Here is a 26,021-nt window from a genome sequence, read left to right on the forward strand (position 1 = left end):
ACAGGCCGATCGAATGATCCCGACGCCTGCCCGTCACGCACGCGGTTCCCTGAAGACAACCCACTTGAGCATGATGAAATTGATGGTGGTCGCGGTGCCCTGCGCGACGATCCACGCGATCGCCACCTGCCACCGCAGGTCCGGCAACAGGTGCAGGGCCAGTGCGTTCGTACCCACATTGACGAAGAACGTCACTGTGTAGAGCAGCATGAATCCGCCGAGCTGCCCGGCTCCACCCTTTTGTGCCGCGGTAAACGTAAAGCGTCTGTTAAGGAAATACGCCGTGGTGGTGCCTGCGACGAAACTCAACGCCTTGGCAAGGTGCACCCACAGTCCTGCCTGGAGCAACAGCCAGTAGAGGCCGAAGTCCACGAGAGCGCAGAAGCCGCCGATGAGCACGAATCGCGAGATCTGGGCCAGCAGGCCCGGCGATGCCGCCCTCGGCGCGCCGTTCTGCGTCCCGCTCGCCTGCGAATCCTGCGAACTCGTTGCCACCATGCATTACCTCGTCGGCAGTGTGAGGTCGCGGCGGGCAGCCGGGGTTCTTCGCGAAAGCTTCGTGTCCGCGCGACCTGAGTCGTCCCGTCCGAGTCTAGGCATCACGGCGGCGCTACTCTGGTCCGGGTGAGCACCGAACGGCGAACACTGACCGGATGGGGCCGCACGGCGCCGACCACGGCCGATGTCCTGAGCACGCCCGATGTGGACGTCATCGCCCGCGCCGTCAGCGAGGCTGGAGAGCGCGGCGTGATCGCCAGAGGTCTCGGCCGCTCCTACGGCGACCCGGCTCAGAACGCGGGTGGCCTCGTGATCGACATGACGGCTCTCGGCCGCATCCACTCGATCGATCCGAACACCGCACTCGTCGAGGTGGACGCGGGTGTGAGTCTCGACGCGCTGATGCGCGCCGCCTTGCCGTACGGGTTGTGGGTGCCGGTGCTGCCTGGCACCCGCCAGGTGACGATCGGCGGTGCGATCGCCAACGACATCCACGGCAAGAACCACCACAGCGCGGGCAGCTTCGGCAACCACGTCGTGTCGATGGACCTGCTCACGGCCGACGGTTCGGTGCGCACGCTGACCCCGGAGGGCCCGGAGCAGGACCTGTTCTGGGCCACCGTCGGCGGCATCGGGCTCACCGGCATCGTGGTCAGGGCCATCATCCGCATGAAGAAGACCGAGACGGCGTACTTCGTGGTGGACGCCGACCGCACGGCGGACCTCGACGAGACGCTGGAGCTGTTCACCAACGGCTCCGACCTCGACTACGACTACTCGATGGCCGTGCCCGACCTGATCTCACGGGACGGCAAGCTGGGCAGGGCGACGTTCTCGCGTGGCTCACTGGCCACCGTGGACCAGCTTCCCGAGAAGCTGAAGGCCGACCCGCTGAAGTTCGACGCGCCCGTGCTGATGACGCTGCCCGACCTCTTCCCGAACGGGCTCGGCAACAAGCTGACGTTCGGGGCCATCAACGCGTTGTGGCAACGAACGGTGCCTAAGAAGGGCGCACGGGGAAAGATCCAGAACCTGACGCAGTTCTACCACCCGCTCGACATGCTGGGTGAGTGGAACCGCGCCTACGGAACCCGTGGTTTCCTCCAGTACCAGTTCTCGGTGCCGTTCGGGCGCGAGGACGCGCTGAGGGACCTGTGCCGCCGCATCGCGCAGTCGGGGCACTACTCCTTCCTCAACGTCGTCAAACGGATGGGTGAGGCGAACCCCGCCCCGCTGTCGTGGCCGTCGCCGGGGTGGATGCTGAGCGTGGACTTTCCGGTGAAGCGGGGCCTCGCCGAGTTCTGCGACCAGCTCGACGTCGAGGTGCTGGCCGCGGGTGGCCGCCTCTACACGGCCAAGGACTCCCGCACCACGGCCGAGACCTTCCACCGCATGTACCCGCGGCTGGAGGAGTGGCGCAAGATCCGGGACGCCGTTGACCCCGACCGCATCTTCATCTCCGACATGGCCAGGAGGCTCGAACTGTGATCGACGCCGTGGGCAACCCCCAGTCGCTGCTGCTGCTCGGCGGCACGTCGGACATCGCACTCGCGATCGCGGAGAAGTACCTGTCCGCCCGCCCGCTGCGGGTCGTGCTGGCGGCCCGGCCGTCACAGCGACGTGACGAGGCCGCCGAGCGGCTCAAGGCCGCGGGGGCCGACGTCACGAGCATCGACTTCGACGCCGCCGACACCGACTCGCACCCCGCCGTGCTCGACCAGGCGTTCGCCGACGGCGACATCGACGTGACCGTGGTGGCGTTCGGGCTGCTCGGCGACCCGGAGCAGGCGTGGCAGGACCACACCACCGCCGTGCGCCTGGCCACGGTGAACTACACCGCCGCCGTGTCGGTCGGCGTGCCGCTGGCGGCCAGGCTGCGCGTGCAGGGGCACGGCAAGGTGATCGCGTTGTCGTCCGTGGCCGGTGAGCGCGTTCGCCGCTCGAACTTCGTCTACGGCTCCACCAAGGCCGGGTTCGACGGCTTCTACCTCGGACTCGGTGAGGCGCTGCGACCGCACGGCGTGACGGTGACGGTGGTCCGGCCCGGTCAGGTCCGCACGAAGATGACCGAGGGCCTCGGCAAGGCTCCGCTGGAGCAGACCGCCCAGCAGGTGGCCGACATCGCCGTGAAGGCCGTCGGCGAAGGCAAGGACCTGGTGTGGGCGCCGGGCGCTTTCCGGCTTGTCATGTCGGTGTTGCGCCACGTGCCGCGACCGATCTTCCGCAAGCTGCCGATCTGACCGGACCCCAAGCCCTCAGACTGGGGACACCCGTGCAGGAAGTGCAGACACCCGTACGAGAACTGCGGACACGGGTGCAGGAAGTGCGGACACTCCGTGTCGGCGGCGCGGGTGTCACTGCACGAACCAGTACCCGAACGACGTGTACTCCGGATACGGCGACAGCAGCGGCCTCGTCGGCTCCAACTCCACGGTGACGTCCGGAGACGACACGAGGTCGGCGGGCACGGTGAACTCGGCGGTCTCCCACACACCGGGAGAGGCGGGCAGCCGCCACACCCCCGCGTCCCTGCCGTCGATCCGCACTCGCACCTCGCGGTTCTCCTCGGCCGACAGCACCCGCGTCGCGATCCGCACCGGCTGTCCCGGTGTGAGACCACCCGCCGTGAAGCTCTCCCCTCCGATGACGGTGCGCCCGCTGTCGAGGACATCGCCCTGCCGCCGCAGCACCGTGTACGGCTGCCAACCCGGCTGCGGGGAGTTCACCTCGTAGGCGTGCCGCTGCTCGCTGTGCAGCGAGCCCACGTTGAGGTAGTCCCTGACGGTGCCCTCGACCGGCGCGCTGTCACCGCTGCCTGCGAGGGTCCAATCCGCGCGGTACACGCGCTGGTCGGTGAACGGCACGATGCGCTGATTGTTCAGGTCGGGTGGCGTCCGCACAGGGAAAGTGATCATGGGCGGTGAGGCGAACACGCCCGTGTCCACGAACGGTTGCATGGCCGTGCCCGGCCACGGTTCGTACACGGCGAAGTGGGTGGGCCGCTGCCCTTCCGGCAACGCCCTCATGGCCTCGTAGAGGCTGCCGGTGCCGTTGTTGCTGGCCTCGGCGAGCCCGTTGGTGGCGAGGCCGATGGTGTCCACCACCCGACGCTTCCCGAAGTAGGCGATGGCTCCGACGTCCTTGACCCCCACGACGGCGCGGGGAGGGAGATTGCCGCTGATCCACGCGCCAACCGACACGTCGGTGTCGCGGATGGTGGCCGCCTGCCGTCCGAGGCGGACCGCCCACGTCGGAGTGGCCACCACGGTGAACAGCACCATCACCAGCAGCACCGCGTGCAGGGTCGCCCTGCGCTCGCGCTCGCGGGGAACCAGGCGGGTGAGTGCGTAGCCGCCGGTGGCCGCGAACACCAGGAACAGGGGCAGGAACGGCTGGAAATACCGCAACTCGTGGACGAGCGCCGTGCTCAGCGTCGAGGCGGACAGCACGACCAGCGCGTAGCCCGCGACGACGGCGACGCACAGTGCCCGCCACTCCGGGCGGGTCACCAGCAGGTAGCCGATGCCGCCGAGGAAGAACAGCAGCGCGAGCGGGAAGACGAAGTCGGTGTTGTTGAGACCGTTGAAGTGATCGACGACGCCCCTGATGTTGGCGAAGGTCCTGTCGAGGAACTCACCGGCGTAGAAGATCGGCCGGTCGTAGAGGTGGGACTTCGACTGCACACCGTTGGCGCTGAACGTTCCCGTGGCGAGCCGGTAGAAGGTGTACTGCACCACGCCGATCAGCAGCGGCAGGCAGGACAGTGCCATGCTGCCGAGCCGCACGCCGTGCACGCGCCGGACGGTCCACACCATCGCCACGCTCAGCATGGCGGCGAAGAACAAACCTTCGGGGCGGACGAGGGCGAGTAGCGCGGCGAGCGCGGGCGTCCACCTGAACGACGCCGCCCCCCACTCACGCACGAACGCCAGCACGGAGCCGGTGACCAGCACCGCGGTGAGCCCGACCTCCATGCCGCTGGCCGCACCCCACAGCAGCGGCCCGCTCACGGCCGTGAGCACACCGGCCCAGACGCCGACGACCCGCCCTGTGAGAGCGGCGCCCAGCTTGACGACGAGCACGGCAGTGAGAGCGAAGCAGCCGACGCCGAACGCCACAGCGAACGCCAGCAGAGCCGTGCCGGTGAGCCCGGCGGCGTGGGCAACGGCGAGCACAAAGGCGTACAGGAGGCTGCTCGCGCCCGTCGAGACGGGATCGCCGGTGTTGTACTCGAACGGATGCCCCGAACCCAACTGGGCTGCGTAGTGCAGGTGGATGTAGGCGTCGTCGATCGGCGCGATCAGCTTGCCCTGGTTGAACGCGAGGTCCACCGCGACGAACACCCCGCCGAGTACCAGCGCGAGCGCTCCGACGAGCCAGGCACCTCGCTCGTCGCGTATGGGTGCGCGCCCGACACTGTCGCTCTGTGGCGACGGCTTCGGCGACGCGGAGCCGGTGGAGGTTCTGACCCCCGAGTCGGCACCGGGTTCGTCGTCGCCTGCTCGGTGTTCGGTGGTCTCTCTGTCCGTCTCCGCAGTCATGGCCGCCTGTCTCGTCGGGCTTCGCTTCGTAAGCTACCCAGCGCAGCGGCCCCTGATGTACCTGGGGCGAGAGTCACTCACCCGCCCGGAACCAATTACTCACCGCGCACGTCCGAGCAGGCAGAGTAGGCACGCACCACGAGAGGAGCGTCGTGGGCAGCGAGGAATCCGTCTGATGGCCTTCTCCGATGCACCCGGTCCTGCCACGCGAGCGCGGCAGGTGATCTCGGCCGACGAGACGGTTCTCTGGGCCGCGAGCGGCGACCGGTTCGTCTACGACGCGGCCGATGCGGGCGAGCAGAGCCCGGTCACGGCGATGGCAGGACTCCGGGTGAGCGGCGCGTTCGACCGAGGCGCGGTGTCAGTGGCGGAGAGGATGACCGCTGACGTCGAGGACGACGAGGCCGGGAATCCGGACGTGGTCGTGTTCGGCGGCGCGGACGGCCTCGCCCGCACGGCATTGCGCGACGTTCCTCCCACGGGACGAGGCAGGGGGCGCACCTGGGCGCTGACCTCGTCGAGGCTGCTGGTCCTCGACGTCAAGGAGCGCGACTGTGCCGGGCAGGGGTCACTGCTGCGCAGGAGCATCGAGTTCGGCAGGGACATCGTCGATCTCGTCACCGACCGCATACGGAAGTACGGCGGCAACGTCTCCGACGTCCCCGTCACGTGCCCCCCAATGGAGGTCGTCGCGTCCGTCGATCGCCGTCACATCGACGACATCACCGTGTCGCGGCGCAGACTCCGCATGCGGACACGGCCGTGTCTGCGCCTCTCGTTCATGGACAGCTCGGGGATCGACCTGTTGCTCGGCATCGATGACGTCGGTGTTTTCGAGTGGATGCTCGCGTTGAGCGGAGGAGGCCGTTGATGGAGGAGGACCCCAGGAAGGCGGCGCAGATCGACGAGATCGTCGAAACCGAACTGGCGAGGCACTGGCTCGCCGAAGGTGAACGGCTGCTCCTCGGCTGCCCTCCGGTGCGTGCGCACGTCGGGTCGCTCGTCGGTGGCCGCCGCCGCGCGCCTCACGTGCCAGGCAGGCAGCAGCTCCCCGTGGTCCGATTGGGGCCGCCCCGGTGGCCGCTGCCGATGGCTGATCTGCCCGGCGAGGACTGGACCGACGACCCGACGCTCGGGCACTGGGCCGTCGCGGACCACGACGGCCGGATCGCCGTACAGCTGGCCGACCACCTCGCCGTGAGCCACGGCGAGGCTCGGGTCGTGGTCACCGACCGCAGGATCGCGGTCGTGTACCCGGCGAACTGTCTCGCAGGCGCCCCCGGCCAGGAGGTACTGACCACGTTCGAGGAGATGGAGGCTTGCAGGCTCGCCGCGCTCGACGCGCCGTTCCTCGGCCGCAGCGTCCCCCCTCGCTCCGTGATCGCGTTCCGGTTCACCGACGGTTCCGTGCTGTACACGCGCGACGTCCACGCCGTGATGAAGGTGCGCAGAGCGAGGGAGAGAGCGGAGGCGCAGTGCGCGTCGCTGCCCGCACCGGACCGTCGGATCACCGCGTGGCACTGTGGGTGAGCGGCGCACTCTCCTGAGCCTCGCTGAGCTTGAAGTGCCCCACTCCCAGCGCGTCGGAGTACACCTGCCAGGTGTTCTCGCCGCTGCCTTCTCCCCTCCGGTAACGCAGCTTGTGATCGGTCTTCACCGGTTCGGCGTTCTCGTCGAAGAAGAGGTAGTTCAGCCGCAACAGCGCGGAGGAGACCGGCCCAGCTTCGGCGATGCGTTCCCTGACGAGTTCCGCCGCCCTTCCCCGATCGGAGAACACGTCCACGATCCTGCACTCGCAGTGGTAGGCGAGGGTTCCGATCTCGCCGGGTGACAGAACCGTCGCCTCACCCACTCGCTCGCCGAGCTGCCGCCCCACGTGTGCGTAGTCGGACGCGCTCGCCCAGTTACCGAAAATCACCGGCGAGCGCCACGGAACGCCCCTCGTCGTGTCCACGGCCACGGCACCGGCCACGAACACCGCCACGAGGCCGAGCGCGGCCACCGGAGTCCGCTCGACCAGCGTCGCGGCCTCCTTCGCCCTCACCAGCCACACTCCCAGCGCCGCCACCGCGAACATGCCGAGCGCCGTGGTTGGCGCGACGTAGTACCAGTGGTACGGACCCACGCCCAACGCCGTGTAGACCAGGTAGTAGGCGATGGCGCCGCCGCCGAGCCCGACGAGCGCGGAGACGGAGGGGAACCGCGTCCAGCGCCTGGCCAGCCGCAACCCGACCAGCGCGAACCAGGTGACGAGCCCGACGACGGCGGGGGCGAACGCCATCAGCACGGCGAACTCCTCGCCGAAGTAGTACATCACCGGGCCGGTCGCGTAGGTCCACTTGCCGAAGAGTCCTTCCTGCTCCTGCTTGATGACCAGTGTGTCGGGCACGGCGGAGCCGAGGACCACCCAGCTGAACACGTACCAGGGAGCGGCCACAACGGCGGCGGTGAGCGCGGCCTTGCCGATGCGCTGCCGGATCGCGGTCGAGCACAACGCCACCGCCAGCACGAACACGATCAGATCGAGGCGGGTGAGCACGGCGAGCGCGGCGGCGACGCCGAAGGCAACGGGACGTCCCTCGACGGCGAACACGGTGAGCAGCACGAGGACCGCGGGGATGAGCAGCACCTCGAGGCCGATGGCGGAAAGCACGAACGGGTTGGCCAGCACGACGAGGACACCGAGGAACGCCACCGGCCACGGAAACCGGTACGCCCTCGCGAGCCGCGCCCAGCCCCACGCGAGCATGGCCGTCGCCAGCACGGTCAGCGCGCCCAGCGCGACGACGGGGTGGGCGGCACCCGACACCCGCGTCAGCAGGGTCAGCGCGCCGAGCAGCAGTACGTTCAACGGCGACGTGGCCGAGTTCGCCCGCATGCCTGGCACGAGCCCCCACTCACCGTTCACGGCGAGGTTCTTGGCGTAGGACAACGTGATGTAGGCGTCGTCGATGAGGCTGTCCTTGACGGTGACGAACACGCCTGCCGCGAGTACCGCCGACACGGCCACGAACACCCAGGTGGCCCGCCGGGCGGGGTCGATGATCCGTTCTTTACGCTCCAACGGTGACCTTCCGTACTTGGTTGATCACGATCTGTGCCCTGCTGGCCACGGTGTCAGCCGGGCTGTTCGTGCTCGCACCCGTGGACGCGCAGCCGTCGAGGTACGAGTGGCCGCACGCGGGGGTAACCGACGGTGTTTCGCGCGTGCTGCCGCTCCTCCCGTACGAACCCCACCGGCTGGACGTCACCTTCGGTTGTAGTGATGCGAACACGATCAGTGATGGCCTGCTGCTGTCTACCACGTCCACCCGTGAAACGCCTGTTGGGAACCGCATGGGCGCCGGGCTCGCCGTGCACGTCGAAAGCGGAGCCGTCACGGTCGATGTGGGAGGTCAGCGGGTCCTCACCTCCGATGTCGGCCGCGACTGCGAGTGGTCCATCTCCTCCGGTCCGCACGGCACTGTCGTCTCCCTTGACGGCGACCCGGTGGCTCGCACCGGTACCACTCCTGTGGTGTCGGGGATGTTCACCGAGGCGGCGAGCCAAACCGATCTGCGCGTGACAGTGGTGCCGGACACGCGGTTCGAAAGCACTCCTGGCCCGATCCGGGGTGTGCTCGCCGCTGTGGCGCTGGTGTCGGCGGCGGCGATGTTCGTCCTGCTGGCGCGAAACCGATCCACCCGCGCGCGGCGGGTGCGGCTGCTGCCGCAGGGGTGGTGGCGGCCGAGGTGGCCGGACGCCGTGGTGGCCGGTGCGCTGGCAGGCTGGCTCGTCGTCGGTGCGCCGACGGTGGACGACGGCTACATCGTCACCATGCTGAAAGCCGAGGGCGACAGCGGTTTCATCGGCAACTACTTCCGCTGGTTCAACGCTCCCGAGGCACCGTTCAGCTGGTTCTACGAGCTGTACCGGGGTTTCGCCGACGCAAGCGACGCCGTGTGGTGGTTGCGCCTTCCCTCGGTCCTTCTCGGACTACTCGGGTGGCTGCTCGTGGATCGCCTGCTGCTTCCCCGGCTGGCCCGGCGTCCGGGCGCCCTGGTGCGGTTCGGCGCGGCAGGAGCCTTCGCGCTGTGGTACGTCCAGTTCGGCGTCGGCCTGCGCCCCGAGCCGTGGGTGATGATCGGGACCGTCGTGGTGTTTCTCCTGGTGGAACGCGCCGTCGCGCTGCGGAGCCTCACCGCGCTCGCCGTGGCCGTCCTCGCGGCGGGGCTCACCGTCGCCGTCACGCCGACCGGCGTGCTGGCGCTCGCACCGTTCGTCGCCGCCTCCGGCGGGTTGTGGCGGCTGCTGCGGCGGCACGGACCTGTGCTGGTGCCCGTCGCACTCGGCGCGTGCGCGACCCCGTTGCTGGTGATGTTCGCCGACCAATCGCTCGCCGCCGTGGCGTACTCGACGGAGGTACGGACCGCGATCGGGCCCGCGTTCGGGGTTTCCGACGAGCCGATGCGCTACGCCGACCTCCTCAGCCCCGTGCAGGGTGGGCTCAACCGCCGGATGCCGCTCGTGCTGCTGTGGCTGTCGATGCTCGTCCTGGCGCTGCTGCTGCTCACTCGCCGCGCAGCCGGGCTCGCGCGAAGGCCCACGCTGCGGGCGCTGCTGGTGGCGCTGCTGTTCTTCGTCGCGCTGGCCTTCACCCCGACCAAGTACACCCATCACTTCGGCGCCATCGGCGGTATCGCTGCGGTGTTGTTCGCCGCCGTCGTGCACACGGTCCGGTCGGGCGCGCTGCGGCGGCCCGTGGAACGTTCGCTGTTCGTCGTCGCCGTCGCCGCGACAGCGGCCTACGCACTGAACGCGCCACTGCGGTGGTGGTTCGTCGCCGACCTCGGCGTGCCGTGGTCGCGGGAGCAGCCGGACGTCGGCGGCATCGACCTCGCCGGCGTCGTGCTCGTCGGCGGGCTGGCGCTGGCCGTCGCGGGACTGCTCGGCGCGTGGCGGCGGCTGCCGTCCCCCGCCTGGCTCCTTCCCGCACTCGCGGTGGGCACCGTGGTGCTCGAACTGGTGTCGATGGCCTACCCGCTGCATTCCAGAGCCGGCACCTACAGCGTCGCGCGTTCCACACTGGCGTCGTTCTCGGGAAGCTGCGGTATCGAGGATTGGCTCGACGTGGAACCCGATGTCCGCGCGGGCCTCCTGCCTGCCGAGCAGGGTGAGGGCTCGGGACACGGCTTCAAGCGCAACGCGGGCTACCCCGGCGACACGCCTCCCCCTGCCCCTTACGGAACGGACGACGCGCCGGTGTGGGGCAGCGGCGGGGACGCGGCGTCGTGGACGAGCCCGTGGTTTCCACTGCCTGCCGGGGCGGGTGCACCCGGCTCGCCGCCGCTGGTCGTGCCCGTCGTGGGGCGCGGTGCGGTGTCGGCGACCGTCCAGTTCTCCCGTGACGGCGGCGGCGACGGTGGCGACACCGTCTCCCGCGAGGTGCGCCTCCGGGTCGGCGAGGGGACCTGGCGGGAAGCGAGGCTCGATCCACGAGATGCCGAGCGAGTGCGGGTGGTGGCCGTGGACCGAAGGGAAGGGGACGGCTGGCTCGCGGTGGGACTGCCCCGGCTGCCGAAGGTCGTTCCGGTCACCGAGTACGTTCCCGCCTCGCGACCCGTCGCGCTCGACTGGGTCAACGCGTTCTTCCTGCCGTGCAGGCAACCGGCCGCCGTCGCACACGGCGTGACGCAGCCGGTGACGCACCTCTTCGCTACGGGCCCTGACAGCCGGTGGCTCACCGGCATGTCCTACGCCCCCGAGTCAGGCGGGCCCTACGCGCCGCTGCTGGACGTCGCGGAGCTGGTTGCCGTGCCCACCTACCTCAGAGGCGACAAGCTCAGGGAACCGATCAGCGTGTTCCGCTTCGACTACGTGGCACCGCCGCTCGAAAGCCTACCGAGGTGACCGTTTCAGAGGTAGTACGAGCAGGCCAGCGTGACGACCCAGCTCGCGCCGAGCACCTGGAGCACGCGGTCGCGCAGGGCGATCTCCTCCGGTTCGCCCGCGTTGCCGCCGTCCACGTCAACGGCGTACCGCAGCACGGCCACCACGAACGGCACGATGGAGATGACGCTCCACACGGTGCCGGGAACCCGCTGCTGCTGTTCGAAGGCCCACAGGCAATACGTCATGATCAGTATCGCCGCTGAGGTGGCCCAGACGAACCGCAGGTAGCTGGCCGAGTACTTCTTGAGCGACGACCGGATCTTCGCCCCGGTGCGCTCGAAGAGCATCACCTCGGCGTACCGCTTCCCCGCCACCATGAACAGGGAGCCGAACGCGGTGACCAGCAGGAACCACTGCGAAAGGCTGATACCGGTCGCCACACCGCCCGCGATGAGGCGCATGAGGAAACCAGACCCGACGATGACCAGGTCGATCACCGGCTGGTGCTTCATCCCGAAGCAGTAGCCGAGCTGCACCGCCTCGTACACGACGAGCACGATGAGCAGCCGCCAGTCGGCGAGGAAGCTCACGCCGACACCGGCGCCGAAGAACAACACGGCGGCGGCGTACGCGAGGGGGATCGGCACGATCCCGGCGGCGATCGGCCGGTTGCGCTTGGTCGGGTGCGCGCGATCCGCCTCGACGTCCACCGCGTCGTTGACGAGATAGACCGAGCTTGCGACGAGCGAGAACGCCACGAACGCCACCGCGGCGTCCACGAGGACGTCCACGTTGGTGATCTGTCCTGCGGTGAACGGCGCCGCGAAGACGAGAACGTTCTTCACCCACTGGCGTGGCCGGGCTGTCCGGACCACGCCGAAGAGGGTCGGGATCGGTCCCTTCCGGGTGGAGGCACCGCCCTCGACGTCGGCATGCTCGGTCGTCTCACTCATCGTCAGGTCCGCTTCCGTGAGGTCATCCTGCGGCGCACGACGCCGCCGACGGCACCACCGAGGGCAGCGCCTGCGAGTACGTCGGTCGGGTAGTGCACACCGAGCACGAGACGCGAGACGAGCATCGGCGGCACCAGTGCGGGCACGAGGTTACGCCCGAACAGCCCCGAGTACAGCACGGCGGCTGCCGTGGTGGACGTGGCATGCGACGACGGAAAGCTCAGCCTGCTGGGGGTACCGACACCCACCGTGATCGCCGGGTGCTCCGGCCTGCGCCGCCGCACCACGCGCTTGACCGCGATCGACGCCGCATGCGCTCCGACGGCTCCAGCCGCCGCTGTGAGCCACTCCCTGCGCCGCCGCGAGTCCACGGCCGCACCGACGAGCCCCAGCGCGAACCAGCCCGCGCTGTGCTCGCCGAAGTGCGAGAGCCCGCGCGCCGCCTTCACGACCGCGGGGCGTGCGATGGCCCGCTGCACACCGGCGAGAACGGCCAGCTCCCCGGAGGGCCGTGGAAGCTGCTCCTCCACGGCCCTCTCGACGGGTCTCTTCTCAAGCATCGATCGACCCGTCGAGCGGAGCGCCCTCCGTCAGATGCGGCGCGATCTTGTTGTCGAACGCCGAGAGCGCCGACCCGATGGCCATGTGCATGTCGAGGTACTTGTAGGTACCGAGACGACCGCCGAAGAGGACGTTGCGCTCGGCGGCTTCCTTCTTCGCCAGCTCGCGGTAGCGCTCCAGCTTGTCCCTGTTCTCGGGCGTGTTGATCGGGTAGTACGGCTCGTCGTCGTCCTCGGCGAACCGCGAGTACTCCCGCACGATGACCGTCTTGTCGGTCGGGTACTCCCGCTCCGGGTGGAAGTGCCGGAACTCGTGGATCCGGGTGTACGGAACGTCGGCGTCGTTGTAGTTCATGACAGCCGTGCCCTGGTAGTCACCGGTCGGCACGACCTCCTGCTCGAAGTCCAGCGTGCGCCAGCCGAGCCTGCCCTCGGAGTAGCCGAAGTACCGGTCGAGCGGCCCGGTGTAGACCGTCGGCGTCCCCTCCGGGATCTCGTCGCGCACCTCGAAGTAATCGACACCCGTGCGCACCTCGATGTTCGGGTGGTCGGCCATCCGCTCCAGCCACGCGGTGTAGCCATCGACGGGAAGACCCTCGTAGGTGTCGTTGAAGTACCGGTTGTTGAAGTTGTAGCGCACCGGCAGCCGCGTGATGATCGAAGGCGAGAGCTCCTTCGGGTCGGTCTGCCACTGCTTGGCCGTGTAACCCTTCACGAACGCCTCGTACAGCGGGCGCCCGATGAGGGAGACGGCCTTCTCCTCAAGGTTCTTCGCATCCTTGGTGTCGATCTCGCTCGCCTGGTCCGCGATCAGCTCACGGGCCTCGTCCGGCGAGTGCGACTTGCCGAAGAACTGGTTGATCAGGTGCAGGTTCATCGGGAACGTGTAGACCTGACCCTGGTACTTCGCGAACACCCGGTGCTGGTAGCCGGTGAAGTCGGTGAACTGGTTGACGTAGTCCCAGACCCGCTTGTTCGACGTGTGGAAGAGGTGGGCGCCGTAGCGGTGCACCTCGATGCCGGTCTCGGGCTCGGCCTCCGAGTACGCGTTGCCACCGATGTGGTCGCGCCGCTCGAGGACCAGCACGCGCTTGTCGAGCTGGCTCGCGGCGCGCTCGGCCACGGTGAGGCCGAAGAAGCCGGAGCCGACGACGACCAAATCGAAACCGGTGTATGCGCCGTCTGTGATGTCTGTGGTGTTCGTGTCCGCGCTCACGAGCGAAAGGCTACCGACGCGCACGGGCCCTCGTGCGGTGAGGCCGTGGTTATGAAAACCCCGTTAAGTGGGTCTGCTCCACGCCGCTCACACCCCGTCGCACGAGGCCCGGTGTGCCCCTGCCGTGCCCGGTTCCCCCGGGCAGGCGCCGGTTGTCCGGGTTCGCTTGTCGCCGCATCGGACCACCCCCAGGTCCCGCTGGTTCCTCACGGAGCGTGATTCACCCGTTCGAACGAATCAGGTGGTCTGGTCCCGGCCCTGAATCGTCGGCAGGAGATCCGCGGCGACCTCCTCCAGCACCGATTCCCTGCCCTGATAGGGCGTGCCACTGCGCGGCCAGTGCACCACGACGTCCGTGAAGCCCAGCTCCCCCGCCCTGCCGACGGCGTCCGCGAACGCCTCCGTGCTCGACAGGGAGAACACCGGCGCGGAATCCAGGCTCAAGCAGCGCACCACCCGCTCGCGGCCCGCCTCGGCGAGAGCGTCGTCGAACCGGCCGGACAACTCCCCGACCCGGTTCCACCAGTCGTCCTGCGTCTGGCCGTCCTCGGGGCGGCCCGTGGTGATCCAGCCGTCGCCCGCACGGGCGGCGAAGGCCATGGTCCTCGGGCCGTCGGCCGCGAGCAGCAGGGGCGATCGCGGTTTCTGCACACAACCGGGAAGGTTGCGCGCCCCCTTGGCCGAGTAGTAGGTGCCGGAACGGTCGAAGTTGTCGGTGCGCAGCAACCCGTCGAGCGTCTCGACGAACTCGATGTAGCGGTCGGCCCGCTGCGCAGGCGACAGCTCCGGCCCGCCGAGCACCGAGGCGTCGTAGCCCTGCCCGCCCGCGCCGACACCGAGCACGAGGCGGCCGTCGGCGAGGTCGTCGAGCGTGATGACCTCTCTCGCGAACGGAACAGGGTGCCGGAAGTTCGGCGAGGCGACGAACGTGCCCAGTCTGATGGTCGAGGTCACCATGGCCGCGGCGGCGAGCGTGGGAACCGCGCCGAACCACGGCCCATCGACCAGCGAACGCCAACCGAGATGGTCGTACGTCCAGGCGTGGTCGAATCCGTACTCCTCGGCGGCCCGCCACTTCGGCTCGGCGGCCCACCACCTGTCCTCGGGAAGGATCACAATGCCTACGCGCACGCCCCGACGCTAGCGGTGAACGACGACACCCCGCAGCGCGGGCATGATCTGGGAAACTGGTTGGCGTGGAGAAGCCCCGCCTGATCGCCTCGGATGTGGACGGCACCCTGCTCACCCCGCTTGAGCAGGTGGCGCCCCGCACTGCCGACGTGGTGAATCGCGCCGTCGCCGACGGCGTGCCCGTCGTGCTCGTGACGGGACGCCCGCCGCGCTGGATCCCGCCCGTCGCCGAGACCACCGGACTCACCGGATACGCCGTGTGCGCGAACGGCGCCGTGCTGTACGACATCGGCGCCGACCGCGTCGTGGACGTGCACGGCCTGCTCGATCCACTGCGGCTCATGGACGTGGCGCAGGCACTTGACCACGCCCTGCCGGGATGCAGGCTGGCCGCCGAACGCATCGGTACGAAGGCCGTGGAGCACGATCTGCACAACTTCGTGATCGAAACCGACTACCACAACCCGTGGGGCGACGGTGAGGGTTTCGTGGTCCCACGCGCGGAGGTGCTCGGCCATCCCGCGGTGAAACTGCTGGTCAGCCACCGGAAGATGACCTCGGACGAGATGGCGGCCGCAGCACACAGCGTGCTGGGTGACAGCGTCCACATCACGTTCTCCTCCACCGGTGGGCTCATCGAGATCGCCTCACCCGGAGTCACGAAGGCGACCGGCCTCGCCGACGTCGCGCAGCGGTTCGGCGCAGGCGCCGACGAGACGATCTCGTTCGGCGACATGCCCAACGACCTGCCGATGCTCACCTGGGCAGGACACGGTGTCGCCGTCGCCAACGCCCACCCGAGGGTGCTCGACGCAGCCGACGAGATCACCGCGTCCAACGCCGAACACGGTGTGGCGCAGGTGCTGGAGCGCTGGTTCTGACCTCCGGCGTCACGGGCAAGAGACGTACGTGAAGTCCGGGTGCGCGTCGAGAAGTTCGATGAGGTGGGCGGCGCGCACCCGCCTCACGTACACCGAGACCCAGTACGGCGTTCCGGCGCGCCGGAAACTCGCCACCTCGTAGAGCCCCGCGTAGGCCGGGTTGATGCCGCATTCCCGCACCCTGGTGTAGCTCGATTCCTCGACCGCGACGGCGGGTGCGCGTTCGTTGACCACGTAGTCGAAGTCTCTTGCCGCGTACACGCCGCTGTCCTCGACCCGCATCGGCTCGCCTTCCCTGGCGATGTGTTCGTCCGTTCGCCCGAAGACGTCGATCACGACGATGGACGGTCCCGCCTCGTACGCCATCGAACCCGTGTTGTGGGTACTGATCACCGTCCCCGCCGGAAGCGACTCGTCGAGCCATCTCCCGATCTCGGCGCGCTGGCCCGCCGCCGTGCGCAGGTCGTGCATCGCGGGAAGGGCACCTGGGTGGACCATGGTCACCACCAGTGACAAGCCGCAGAGTGCCGTGGCGACCACGGGCACGGTGCGACCGCGCACGAGCGGAACACCCCGATCCGCTGTGGCCGCGTCGTTCGCGGGGCTGGTCACGACGAAGAGCCCGTACGCCGCCGTACCCACGACCGCGAGCAGCACCGGCACCGGAGCGAGCAGCCGCCACACGGGCATCCAGCCACCGCCTGCCACGAGGACGGCGAGGACGTGTCCCACCGCGAGCACGACGAGCAACCACACCACGGAACGGGCGCGCGCGACGGCGGCCGACACCCTTCGACGCGTCAGCAGCAGAGCGATCGCGGCCACGGCGAGCGCCACGAACGCCTGGTAGGCGAGCGTGAACTCGGCGACGTAGTCCCCGCCTGCCGCGAGACGGCCTGACCAGCTTCCTCTCCAGCGCGACAGGACGAGGTTGGGCAGCAGGTGGTCGTAGACGGTGAGCCGCCACACGGTCCACGGCACGAGCAGCACGGCCGCCCCCGCCAGGTACGCGACGGCCGCCGACGCCGTGCGTCTGCGGCGCGCCGCCTCCACCACGAACCACGCCAGTCCGATCACGCTCATCACGAGCCCTTCCGGCCTGGTCATGACCGCCAGTGCGACCGTGACTCCCGCGACCACCGCCCTGCCCGAGGTGATCGCGAGGCAGAAGGTGAGCGTGAGGAGCACGAACAGTGGCGCTTCGAGGCCCGAAGCACCGTACGCGGCAGGCGTGCTCGCGGCGGCGGTCAGCGCTGCCGCGAGCACCCCGAGGCCGGGCAGAGCAGGACCGTCGGGGGTGGCGATGCGCACGATCCGGTTCGTGAGCCGGTAGGCCAGCAGCACACTGCCGAGAGTGGCCGCGATCCCCAGCAGGACGGCGGTCACGACGATGACGTCGGAGTCGCCGAACACGGCGCCGGGCAGTGCCACGAGGATCATCCACAGGAAGTTGGCGTAGCCCTCGACGTACTCGCCGGTGTTGTAGACGGGCCCGTAACCCTCGGCGACGTTGCGCGCGTAGCGGAAGGTGACGTAGGCGTCACCGGCGACGGTCGAGTAGAGAAGCTGGTGGAACAGCGACAGCAGCAGTGTGAGTCCCAGCGCGGCGTACCGCCACGACCGGCGGGCGTTGATCCGCGGCCACCAGGTGACCACGAACGCCGCCAGCACGAGCCACGCACCGACCGTGACCGCTGTCAACACCACACCCCACTCGACCCGATCTCCACCCCTCGGTGGGCAAGCTACCCGCTTTCCACCCTCGCGCGACCGAACGCGGACCGCGTTTCGCCTTTCCACCTCGCGGTTCTCGGCTCCGCGTTCTTGAGGACTCGCGAGGCGTAAGCTGCCACACCGTGCGTCACGTGACCGTCATCGGTGGCGGGATCATCGGTCTCGCCGTCGCGAGGGAACTCACCGCGCGCGGCTGCCACGTCACCGTGCTGGAGAAGGAGAACCACTGGGCCGCGCACCAGTCCGGCCACAACTCGGGCGTCGTCCACGCGGGGCTGTACTACCGGCCGGGTTCGCTCAAAGCGCGGCTCTCGGTGGCTGGCAACCGCTCGATGATCGCCTTCGCCCGCGAGCACGGCGTGCCCTACGACGTGTGCGGCAAGCTGGTGGTGGCCACCTCCGTCGCCGAGTTGCCCGCCCTCGGCCTGCTCGCCGAGCGGGCGCGAGCCTGCGGTGTCGGCGCCACACTGCTCGACGCCGCGCAGGCCAGGGAGTACGAGCCCGAGGTGTCGTGCGTGCGCGCGCTGCGGGTGCACTCCACCGCTGTGATCGACTTCCCTGCCGTGTGCCGAGTTCTCGTGTCGCTGCTGCGTGAAGCCGGGGCCGACCTGCGGCTGGGCACGCCCGCGCTCGCCGTCCGCGCGGGGAGCAACGGCGGTGTCGAGGTGGCCACACCGCACGACGTCGTGAAGGCGGACACCCTCGTCAACTGTGCGGGGCTGCATTCCGACCGCGTGGCCAGGCTCGCGGGGCTCACACCGGAAACCAGGATCGTGCCCTTCAGGGGCGAGTACTACGAACTGCGGCCGGGGCGGCGCCATCTCGTGCGTGGTCTGATCTACCCGGTTCCCGACCCGACACTGCCGTTTTTGGGTGTCCACCTCACTCGCATGCTCGACGGCAGTGTCCACGCGGGACCCAACGCCGTGCTCGCGTCGCGGCGGGAGGGTTACCGCGGAAGGGACGTCTCCGTGCGCGACCTCGCCGAGGTGCTGGCCTTTCCCGGCACGTGGCGGCTCGCGCGGCGCCACGCCTTCCCCGCGGGCTGGAACGAGGTGACCCGGTCGCTGTCGAAACGCCGCTTCGCCGCGAGCCTCGCCCGCCTCGTTCCGGCCATCCGGAGGGAGGACATCGTGCGCCACGGCTCCGGCGTGCGCGCGCAGGCCCTGCTGCCGGACGGAAGGCTCGCCGACGACTTCGTCATCGAAGAGGCCCGCGACCAGATTCATGTGCTCAACGCGCCGTCACCCGCTGCGACGAGCGCACTGGAGATCGCCGCGTACGTCGCCGACCGCGTCACCGCGACCGGCTGACGGGCTATTCCTTCGGCAGGTTCTTCGTCACGAGCGGGATCGCGTCCTCGACCTTGGCGCACACCTCGTCCGTCTCGGCGACGCCGTCCGTGACGGTGATGCTCACGTACGACCTGTCGGTGACAGCGAGATCGGCGACGCACATACCGGGAATGCTCGCCCCGTACACCACCCACTCGCGGCCGTCGGCCTCGACCTTCTTCGGTTCGCCTTCCGCGCGTGTTTCCGGGTCCGGCGCCGGTCGTTTCGTCTCGACGCCCACGATGGTGGTGTTGCGGTCGTCGCCGTCGGCGTTGATCCAGTTGCAGCGTGCGGGTAGCAGATCGCCCGGCTCAAGGTACTCGCCGTGCCCGCGCCTGCCGAGTTTCTCCGCATGTTCCGGGGTGAGCAGCGAGCACGGGTTCACCGATTCCAGCGGGCTCGGCTTTCTCGGCTCCACCGTCGCCGGTGCCCCGCCCGGCAGGTGGGACGACACGAACGGCGCCGCGGCCTCAGCCTGCTCGCAGGATTTCGACTCGTCCGAGAAGTTGCTGCTCATGATGGCCACGAACGACGAAGGGGACAGCTCTGTGGCGATCGTGCACATCGACTCGCCACCGAAAGGGTCGGGATAGCGGGCCCACGTCAGTCCTCCGATCTCCTTCTCCCATTCCGGCTCGACGCCCGCCACGTAGTCGCCGAGCGGGATGTCCACGGAGAAGTAGATGTCCAGCAGGTCCATGCTCTGGTCGCTGTAGGCGGGCGTGAACGAGCACGCCGCAGGCACCAGTTGACCAGGTTTCCCCGGAGTGAACTGGCCCTTCTCCTCGTAGTAGAGGGCGGCGGCCTGCTCCGGTGTCAGCAGCTCGCAGGGCTCCCCCGCCGCGATGTCCTTCGCCTCGCTCGGCGGCGAGGCAGGGGACGCGGTGCCGCCCACCGTGGTGGCGCACCCCGCCATCAGCAACGCGCACCCGAGAACGACGAGAGCTCTCCCGCGCACAGTGACCTCCCGGGTCGCCGTCCGAGCCGACGCCGACAGAGTAGCGGCCGACGACGGCTCGGCGGTGTGGCGGTGTGGCGTGCTCAGGATCGGGGTTCGAGCACCGACAGTCCACCGAGGAACGGGCGAAGCGCCTCCGGCACACGCACAGAACCGTCGGGCTGCTGGTGGTTCTCCAGGATCGCGACGATCCACCGGGTGGTGGCGAGCGTGCCGTTGAGGGTCGCCGCCGTCTGCGGACGGCCTTCGGCGTCGCGGTAACGCACTGAGAGCCTGCGCGCCTGGTAGGTCGTGCAGTTCGACGTCGAGGTCAGCTCGCGGTACGCCTGCTGCGTGGGAACCCATGCCTCGCAGTCGTACTTGCGCGCCGCGCTGGTACCGAGATCGCCTGCCGCGGTGTCGATCACCCGGTAGGGCACCTCGATCTTCGCGAGCATCTCCTCCTCCCAGGCGAGCAGCCTCTCGTGCTCGGCCTCGGCGTCGGACGGGTCGCAGAAGACGAACATCTCCACCTTGTCGAACTGGTGGACGCGGATGATGCCCCTGGTGTCCTTGCCGTAGGAACCCGCTTCGCGGCGGAAGCACGACGACCAGCCCGCGTAGCGCAGCGGCCCGCCGGTCAGGTCGAGGATCTCGTCGGCGTGGTAGCCGGCGAGCGGCACCTCCGACGTGCCGACGAGGTAGAGGTCGTCGTCGGCGAGGTGGTACACCTCCGACGAGTGCGCACCGAGGAACCCGGTGCCCGCCATGATCTCCGGCCGGACCAGCACCGGCGGGATCATGAGCTGAAAGCCGTTCTCCGTGGCCTGTGCCGCCGCCATGGTGAGCAGCGCGAGCTGCAACCGGGCACCGATTCCGGTGAGGAAGTAGAACCGCGCGCCCGACACCTTGGCGCCGCGTTCCATGTCGATGGCGCCGAGCGCCTCACCAAGTTCGAGATGGTCCTTCGGCGTGAAGTCGAACTCCCTCGGCGTGCCGACGTGCCGCAGGACGGCGAAGTCCTCCTCACCACCCTCCGGTACCTCGGGGTGCACGACGTTCGGCACGACGCGGTGGAGCTGCTCGAACTCCTCGCTGGCGCGGCTCTGCTCCGCTTCGGCCTCCTTGACCTCGGCCGCGAGTTCCTTGCCACGCGCGAGGAGTTCCTGCCGCTCGTCGCCGGACGCCTTGCCGATGCGCTTGCCGAGCTGCTTCTGCTCGGCGCGGAGGTTGTCGGCCTTCGCGATGGCGGACCTGCGCTGGGCGTCGAGGGACAGCAGCCTGTCCACGACACCGACATCCTCACCTCGGGCGCGCTGCGAAGCGCGCACGACGTCCGGTTCCTCGCGCAGGGTCCTCAGGTCAATCACGGTTAGCCAGCCTAGACCGGGCCGGGCTCGCCGGTGAACTTCGGTCGCTCGTTGCCGGTGCCCTCAGCTCAGCCCGTGCACGAACGCTGCCACCACGCGCGCCAGCTCCTCTCCCGCGTCCTCCTGGAGGAAGTGACCAGCGCCCTCGATGGTCGGATGTTCCCTGCCCCGCGCGCCCGGCATCGTCTCGCGCAGGATCGGCTCCATGGCCGCGGTGATCGGATCTCCGTCGGAGAACGCGCACAGGAACGGCAACGACGAGGCGGAAAGCGTGTTCCACGCCGCCCTGTTGGGCTCGGAGGCTTCGTCGTCGGGGCGGGTCGGCACCAGGGATGGCAGCGCACGCGGACCCGCTTTGTACGTCTCGTTGGGAAACGGCGCTTCGTAGGCGGCCCGCTCCGCGTCGGTCAGCCCGCGGCGGCAACCCGCCTGCACGAACCTGGCGATGTCGAGAACCGGTGCGTCGCGCACGGCGTCGTGGAACCTCCACCACGCCGAGGGCATGTCCGTGTCCCCCGTTGGCAGTCCGGTGTTCGCGGCGACGACCCCTGCGAACCGGTCGAGGTTTTCCGCAACGAGACGAAGGCCGATCAACCCGCCCCAGTCCTGGCCGACCAGGACGACATCACGCAGATCCAGCGCGTCGAAGGCGAAAGCACGCATCCACTCGACGTGCCGTGCGTACGTGTGATCGGCGACCTCGGCGGGTTTGTCGGACCTGCCGAAACCGACGAGGTCGGGTGCGACGGCCCTGATACCCGCTTCGGCGAGTACACCGAGCATCGTCCGGTAGAGGTACGACCAGCTCGGCTCGCCGTGCAGCAGCAGCACGGTGGGCCCGTCGGGCGGCCCTGCCTCGACGTACCCGATTCTCACGATGCCGTGCAACGGGTGGTCCACGTCCGCGTACAGCGCGGGGAAGTCGAAGTCTGGCAGGTCGTCGAACCGGTCCTCGGGTGTCCGCAGTATCCGCACGCGCCACACGCTAGTGCAGGACGACGCCGCGGCGGGTGGCCGGAATCAAGGCGATATGGACCCGTTCACCCCGCGGGCCCCCGAAAGCGAGGGCCCGGGGGCCGATTCGTCAGGAGATGGCGACCGCGACGACGAGCCCGAGCGCGAGGTGCGCCGCGGCCACGATGAAACTCGCGGGCGTGTACCTGTCGCTCTCGATGGTGGAGCGAACGTCGATTCGGGTGGCCCATTCCAGAAGCCGCACGGCGAGCACCTGGGCGACAATGCCGACAAGGCCGTACACGAGTGAGGTGATGAGCCCCTCGACGAGATCGCTCGACGACGTCCAGATGGCCACCACCACGATGAACGCCATCGAGAGCAACCCGGACGCGGTGATCACCACGGCGTTCGGCAGGCCCCTGCGCACCAGCTCGGAGAGCTTGCCGGGGGTGGTGAGGTCGATGGCGTGGAAACCGAGCAGCATGAGGATGAGGCCGACGATCGCGTAGAGCATGATCGCCCCGATGCCCCTGGCAAGGTCGGTACCGAAGGTGTCGGACAGTGCTACGAGCACAAGGGTCTCCCAGATCGAGTGAGCGGGTTGCGGGCGAGTCCTATCACGACTGCGGGATGCGGTGGGGGACGAAGGCAGCGCCGTCGTCGGTCACAAGCCCGGACGTCTCCCTGATCCCGAGTCCGGCCGCGTTGTCACCGACGATCCACGCCCCCAGCACAGGGCGGTAGCCGTCGAACTCGGGGAGCGGCTCGAAAGCCTGGTAGACGTAGCCCTCGGACCCGTAGACGCCACCGGTCTCGGTCTCGTACCCCGGCGCGACGATCTTCACGTTCGCGCCTTCCCTTCCGAGCTTCGGTTTGCGCACGTACTCCGTGAGCACGCCGGGCTGGTCGTTGAAGGCCGGAAGCAGGTTGGGATGTCCTGGGTAGTTCTCCCACAGGATGCCGAGGATGGCTTTGTTGGACAGCAGCATCTTCCACAGCGGCTCTATCCACAGTGTCTGTGGCAGCGACTCGACGGCGTGGCGGCCGAACTCCTCATCGACCACCCATTCCCACGGGTACAGCTTCACCACGGTGTTCATGGGCGCTTCCTCCAGATCGACGAAGCGCTTCAGCAGCGGGTCCCAGCCGATCTCCTCGATGGCGAGGCCGACCGTGTCGAGCCCGGCCTCTGCCGCCGTCTCCTGAAGATAGGTGACTGTCAGGTGGTCCTCACCTGTCGGGTCGGCGCTGGACCAGGTGAAATGAACCTCCGAGGACGGGAGCGCGCCGCCGACGGTCTGCCAGCGCTCCACGAGCTGCTCGTGCAGGGAGTTCCACTGGTCGTCGTCGGGATGGACGTCGGTCTTCCAGTACCACTGCACGATGGCCGCCTCCAGCAGCGAGGTCGGCGTGTCCGCGTTGTACTCGAGCAGCTTCGCGGGCCCACTGCCGTCGTAGCGCAGGTCGAACCGGCCGTAGAGATGCGGATCGGAGCGACGCCACGACTCCGCGACGTGCGGCCACACCCACTCGGGCAGGCCGAACTCCGCGTACCGCTCCGCCGTGACGACGTGATCGACGGCTTCGAGACACATCGAGTGCAGTAATTCCACGTCGGCCTCGACCGAGAGGACTTCCGACATGTCGAGGACGTAGTGCACGGATTCGTCCCAGTAAGGGCGAGGCTGCCCCGACGCGTACCGCGCCGGGGTGCCGAACACGAGCCCCTGCTCGGCGACGATCCTCTCCCACTCGGCGCGTGGTTTCCCCTGTTCCCTGCGCACGTTACGAGCCCCCGCCCTTGCCGAAACCGCCTCCGCTGATCCCGAAACCGCCGCGCTGGACCGTGGTGCCCGACTTCGTCGAGATGGACGCGTTGGCGGGGCGCGTGTACGTTCCGCCGTTCACCCGCTGGCCGACGGCACCGGAGCCCCCGTAGTTGTAGCGGTACTGCTGGTAGCCGCCGCCGGGCGAAGGAAGAAAGATCCAGCCGCCGCTGTGGTAGCCGTGGTGGGAGTTCACGTAGTCGTCGTCGCAGTAGTCGTCGTCAACGACCGTGCCGTCCGCCGTCGTGCAGACCGCGGTGACGTCCTCCGGCGCGGCCACGACGTACCAGGCCGCGACGAGACCGACGAGACCGACGGTCACACCGCCGCCTGCCAGCACCTTGCGCCGCGAACGGGACTTCGCCTCGGCTTCCTGGAGTGCCTTCTCCTCTTCCTCGGCGCGACGCCGGTTCTCCTCCTCGGCCTTCAACCGCGCACGTTTCTCGGCGAGCGTCGGTTCCCGGGGGGTGGTGGTCTCGGAATCCTGAAAGCGCATAGAGCCGCGCCGTCGTTCATCCTTGTTCTTCTCATCCGTCATCGCGCACTCCAAGACCGCGGACCATGCGGTATGTCACCTTAGAGCTCCTGAGACGCTGGCAGTCGAGTAGGGAGCGGCGGAACAGGCATGATGGAGCCGATGTCCGACCAGCCTGACCGCCAGCCGACCAATCCGGCGCTGCGTACCCGCGTGTTGATGGGGGGTGCCTTCCTCGGCGCCCTCGTCGCCATGACCCTCAGCTGGACGCTCTCGTGGGTTCCCGAAAGTCCGCAGGTGACGTCGCAGCAGCAGCAGGAGCAGGAGAAGTCCGAGCAGGTGGCGAAGGCGCGCGAGCGGGCTTTCCGCTCGCCGCCGGGTAGCTGCTTGAACTGGACGTCCGCGGACGCGGGAGACGTGCAGAAGGTGTCGTGTGACGAGGAGCACCTCTTCGAGGTCGTCGGGCTGGCCGACCTCGCTCCCGAGCACGGCCCGGAGGCCGCCATGCCGGACGACGAGACCTGGCGGGAACTCACGGAGGAACACTGCGGACAGCTCGTCGAGGACTATCTCGACGGCCCACTCGACCCCGAGGGCAAGCTCACCATCGGCGTGCTGCGGCCGGACGAGAACCAGTGGGCGGACGGCGACCGCGCATTGCACTGCGGGCTCCAATGGGTCGGCCCCGGCGGCGGCCTTCAGGTGCTGACGGAGTCCGCGAAGGAGATCGACCAGTCCAACGTCTGGGAGCCGGGCACCTGCCTCGCTCTCGTCGATAAGAGCGTCGGCGACCCGGTCACCTGTGACACACAGCACTCCTACGAGATCGTCGCGATGGTGGATCTCGCCGACGAGTTCGACTCCTATCCCGATGAGGACGAGCAGAAGGAGTGGCTCGAGCCGACGTGCGCCGAACTGGTGGAGGAGTACACCGGAGGAAAGGACGTCGAGGCGCTGGCCGAGGACGGGCTGATCCTGAGCTGGGACACGCGCTCGGAGGAGAGCTGGGAGGCGGGTTCCACCCTCGTCAACTGCAAGGTCGGCGCGACGCTCGAAGACCGGAGTGGGCTCGCCCCAGTTCGCGGAAGCGTCAAGGAAGGCAGCGACGACAAGAACAGCAAGGACGGCAAGACCGACGGCAGCGGCAAGGACGACAGCGGCAAGGACGGCAAGGACGGCGGTGAGGAGAGCGGCAACGACACTGAGGACGACGGAACGTCCGGGACGCCTGGTACGACCGGGGACGCCGAGCAACCGCGGGACGGCGGGTCGGCCGAACAGACCGGGGCGGCTGGTGACCAGGGAACCGGTGGGTGAGCCATGCCGGTCCGGATGAGCAGGATGCGGTTCGAGGAACTCGTCGCCGACGCCCTCGACCAATTACCACCGGAGTTCGCCTCCGCGATGGACAACGTCGTGATCCTCGTCGAGGACCGCAACGCTGAGGAGCGCGATCTGCTCGGGCTCTACCACGGCGTCGCACTCACCGAACGCGGCCACGACTACGGAGGCGTGCTGCCCGACCGGATCTCGATTTATCGTGAACCGATCCTGGCGATCTGCGAGACGGAGGAGGATGTCGTCGAGGAAGTGCTGATCACCGTCGTCCACGAGGTGGCGCACCACTTCGGCATCGACGACGCCCGCCTACACGAACTCGGCTGGGGGTAACAGGCATGGGCCTCATTCCGGGTCCTGACGTCGTCCTCTGCGCACCGGGCACCTCGCAGGTCCTGC

23 protein-coding genes are annotated in these 26,021 nt (G+C 68.9%); 9 read left to right on the top strand and 14 right to left on the bottom strand.

Annotated elements, in window-relative coordinates; translation table 11 throughout:
• Window positions 1-33: 33 nt before the first annotated feature.
• On the bottom strand, window positions 34-498 hold the full coding sequence (locus SACXIDRAFT_RS09280) for a GtrA family protein (RefSeq protein ID WP_006238292.1): 465 nt from the start codon (window positions 496-498) through the stop codon (window positions 34-36).
• Window positions 499-624: 126 nt separating this feature from the next.
• Here SACXIDRAFT_RS09280 and dprE1 point away from each other — a divergent pair, with 126 nt between their 5' ends.
• Entirely contained in the window at window positions 625-1,986 is a 1,362-nt protein-coding gene (gene dprE1, locus SACXIDRAFT_RS09285; RefSeq protein ID WP_006238293.1) for a decaprenylphosphoryl-beta-D-ribose oxidase, read from the top strand.
• Window positions 1,983-2,738 carry a decaprenylphospho-beta-D-erythro-pentofuranosid-2-ulose 2-reductase gene (dprE2, locus tag SACXIDRAFT_RS09290; protein ID WP_006238294.1) on the top strand — a complete coding sequence of 252 codons (756 nt, stop codon included), beginning with the start codon at window positions 1,983-1,985 and terminating at the stop codon, window positions 2,736-2,738. The genes dprE1 and dprE2 overlap by 4 nt, the downstream gene beginning before the upstream one ends.
• 114 nt (window positions 2,739-2,852) lie before the next feature.
• Here dprE2 and SACXIDRAFT_RS09295 read toward each other — a convergent pair whose 3' ends face one another.
• Entirely contained in the window at window positions 2,853-5,039 is a 2,187-nt protein-coding gene (locus SACXIDRAFT_RS09295; protein ID WP_006238295.1) for a DUF8728 domain-containing protein, read from the bottom strand.
• A gap of 175 nt (window positions 5,040-5,214) precedes the next feature.
• On the opposite strand from SACXIDRAFT_RS09295, the gene SACXIDRAFT_RS09300 reads away from it, so the two are divergent.
• Both SACXIDRAFT_RS09300 and SACXIDRAFT_RS09305 read left to right on the top strand, forming a co-directional pair.
• Window positions 5,215-5,910 carry a hypothetical protein gene (locus SACXIDRAFT_RS09300; protein ID WP_006238296.1) on the top strand — a complete coding sequence of 232 codons (696 nt, stop codon included), beginning with the start codon at window positions 5,215-5,217 and terminating at the stop codon, window positions 5,908-5,910.
• Entirely contained in the window at window positions 5,910-6,569 is a 660-nt protein-coding gene (locus SACXIDRAFT_RS09305) for a hypothetical protein (RefSeq protein ID WP_006238297.1), read from the top strand. Before SACXIDRAFT_RS09300 ends, SACXIDRAFT_RS09305 begins: the two co-directional genes overlap by 1 nt.
• Here the strand turns inward: SACXIDRAFT_RS09305 and SACXIDRAFT_RS09310 are convergent.
• A complete protein-coding gene (locus SACXIDRAFT_RS09310) occupies window positions 6,547-8,103 on the bottom strand; it encodes a glycosyltransferase family protein (RefSeq protein WP_006238298.1) in 1,557 nt (518 codons plus the stop codon). The two genes, SACXIDRAFT_RS09305 and SACXIDRAFT_RS09310, sit on opposite strands and share 23 nt — an antisense overlap.
• 2 nt (window positions 8,104-8,105) lie before the next feature.
• On the opposite strand from SACXIDRAFT_RS09310, the gene SACXIDRAFT_RS09315 reads away from it, so the two are divergent.
• The gene (locus SACXIDRAFT_RS09315; protein ID WP_006238299.1) at window positions 8,106-10,928 is read left to right on the top strand and encodes an arabinosyltransferase domain-containing protein; all 2,823 of its coding nucleotides are present in this window, start codon (window positions 8,106-8,108) and stop codon (window positions 10,926-10,928) included.
• A gap of 5 nt (window positions 10,929-10,933) precedes the next feature.
• Here the strand turns inward: SACXIDRAFT_RS09315 and SACXIDRAFT_RS09320 are convergent, their stop codons facing one another.
• From SACXIDRAFT_RS09320 to SACXIDRAFT_RS09335, 4 genes are all read right to left on the bottom strand, one after another.
• Window positions 10,934-11,863 carry a decaprenyl-phosphate phosphoribosyltransferase gene (locus SACXIDRAFT_RS09320; RefSeq protein WP_006238300.1) on the bottom strand — a complete coding sequence of 310 codons (930 nt, stop codon included), beginning with the start codon at window positions 11,861-11,863 and terminating at the stop codon, window positions 10,934-10,936.
• Window positions 11,864-11,865: 2 nt separating this feature from the next.
• The gene (locus SACXIDRAFT_RS09325; protein ID WP_006238301.1) at window positions 11,866-12,423 is read right to left on the bottom strand and encodes a phosphatase PAP2 family protein; all 558 of its coding nucleotides are present in this window, start codon (window positions 12,421-12,423) and stop codon (window positions 11,866-11,868) included.
• Window positions 12,416-13,639, bottom strand: a complete 1,224-nt coding sequence (glf, locus tag SACXIDRAFT_RS09330) for a UDP-galactopyranose mutase (RefSeq protein ID WP_198284310.1) — start codon at window positions 13,637-13,639, stop codon at window positions 12,416-12,418. The genes SACXIDRAFT_RS09325 and glf overlap by 8 nt, the downstream gene beginning before the upstream one ends.
• Window positions 13,640-13,876: 237 nt before the next feature.
• Entirely contained in the window at window positions 13,877-14,755 is an 879-nt protein-coding gene (locus SACXIDRAFT_RS09335) for an LLM class flavin-dependent oxidoreductase (RefSeq protein WP_006238303.1), read from the bottom strand.
• Window positions 14,756-14,835: 80 nt separating this feature from the next.
• Here SACXIDRAFT_RS09335 and SACXIDRAFT_RS09340 point away from each other — a divergent pair, with 80 nt between their 5' ends.
• Complete coding sequence (locus SACXIDRAFT_RS09340; protein WP_006238304.1) at window positions 14,836-15,651, top strand: Cof-type HAD-IIB family hydrolase; 816 nt, start codon at window positions 14,836-14,838, stop codon at window positions 15,649-15,651.
• Window positions 15,652-15,660: 9 nt separating this feature from the next.
• Here SACXIDRAFT_RS09340 and SACXIDRAFT_RS09345 read toward each other — a convergent pair whose 3' ends face one another.
• Window positions 15,661-17,358, bottom strand: coding sequence for a DUF8728 domain-containing protein (locus SACXIDRAFT_RS09345; protein ID WP_006238305.1), 1,698 nt, complete (start codon window positions 17,356-17,358; stop codon window positions 15,661-15,663).
• 29 nt (window positions 17,359-17,387) lie between these two features.
• On the opposite strand from SACXIDRAFT_RS09345, the gene lhgD reads away from it, so the two are divergent.
• Window positions 17,388-18,698: an L-2-hydroxyglutarate dehydrogenase gene (lhgD, locus tag SACXIDRAFT_RS09350; protein WP_332306768.1), complete on the top strand. Its 1,311-nt coding sequence runs from the start codon at window positions 17,388-17,390 to the stop codon at window positions 18,696-18,698.
• A gap of 4 nt (window positions 18,699-18,702) precedes the next feature.
• Here lhgD and SACXIDRAFT_RS09355 read toward each other — a convergent pair whose 3' ends face one another.
• The 6 genes from SACXIDRAFT_RS09355 to SACXIDRAFT_RS09380 all read right to left on the bottom strand — a co-directional run bounded on the left by SACXIDRAFT_RS09355 (window position 18,703) and on the right by SACXIDRAFT_RS09380 (window position 24,347).
• A complete protein-coding gene (locus SACXIDRAFT_RS09355) occupies window positions 18,703-19,677 on the bottom strand; it encodes a DUF3558 family protein (RefSeq protein WP_006238307.1) in 975 nt (324 codons plus the stop codon).
• Between the two features lie 83 nt (window positions 19,678-19,760).
• A complete protein-coding gene (gene serS, locus SACXIDRAFT_RS09360; RefSeq protein WP_006238308.1) occupies window positions 19,761-21,026 on the bottom strand; it encodes a serine--tRNA ligase in 1,266 nt (421 codons plus the stop codon).
• A gap of 63 nt (window positions 21,027-21,089) precedes the next feature.
• Window positions 21,090-22,001, bottom strand: a complete 912-nt coding sequence (locus tag SACXIDRAFT_RS09365) for a haloalkane dehalogenase (RefSeq protein ID WP_040922563.1) — start codon at window positions 21,999-22,001, stop codon at window positions 21,090-21,092.
• Window positions 22,002-22,110: 109 nt separating this feature from the next.
• Window positions 22,111-22,557: a DUF350 domain-containing protein gene (locus tag SACXIDRAFT_RS09370; protein WP_006238310.1), complete on the bottom strand. Its 447-nt coding sequence runs from the start codon at window positions 22,555-22,557 to the stop codon at window positions 22,111-22,113.
• Between the two features lie 43 nt (window positions 22,558-22,600).
• Entirely contained in the window at window positions 22,601-23,767 is a 1,167-nt protein-coding gene (locus SACXIDRAFT_RS09375) for a glutathionylspermidine synthase family protein (protein ID WP_006238311.1), read from the bottom strand.
• Window position 23,768: 1 nt separating this feature from the next.
• Entirely contained in the window at window positions 23,769-24,347 is a 579-nt protein-coding gene (locus SACXIDRAFT_RS09380) for a hypothetical protein (protein ID WP_006238312.1), read from the bottom strand.
• A gap of 87 nt (window positions 24,348-24,434) precedes the next feature.
• Between SACXIDRAFT_RS09380 and SACXIDRAFT_RS09385 the strand changes: the two genes are divergently transcribed.
• A complete protein-coding gene (locus SACXIDRAFT_RS09385) occupies window positions 24,435-25,601 on the top strand; it encodes a septum formation family protein (RefSeq protein WP_006238313.1) in 1,167 nt (388 codons plus the stop codon).
• 3 nt (window positions 25,602-25,604) lie between these two features.
• Complete coding sequence (locus tag SACXIDRAFT_RS09390) at window positions 25,605-25,955, top strand: metallopeptidase family protein (RefSeq protein ID WP_006238314.1); 351 nt, start codon at window positions 25,605-25,607, stop codon at window positions 25,953-25,955.
• The last annotated feature ends 66 nt before the right edge of the window (window positions 25,956-26,021 follow it).

The organism is Saccharomonospora xinjiangensis XJ-54, from assembly GCF_000258175.1.
Lineage (GTDB): Bacteria > Actinomycetota > Actinomycetes > Mycobacteriales > Pseudonocardiaceae > Saccharomonospora > Saccharomonospora xinjiangensis.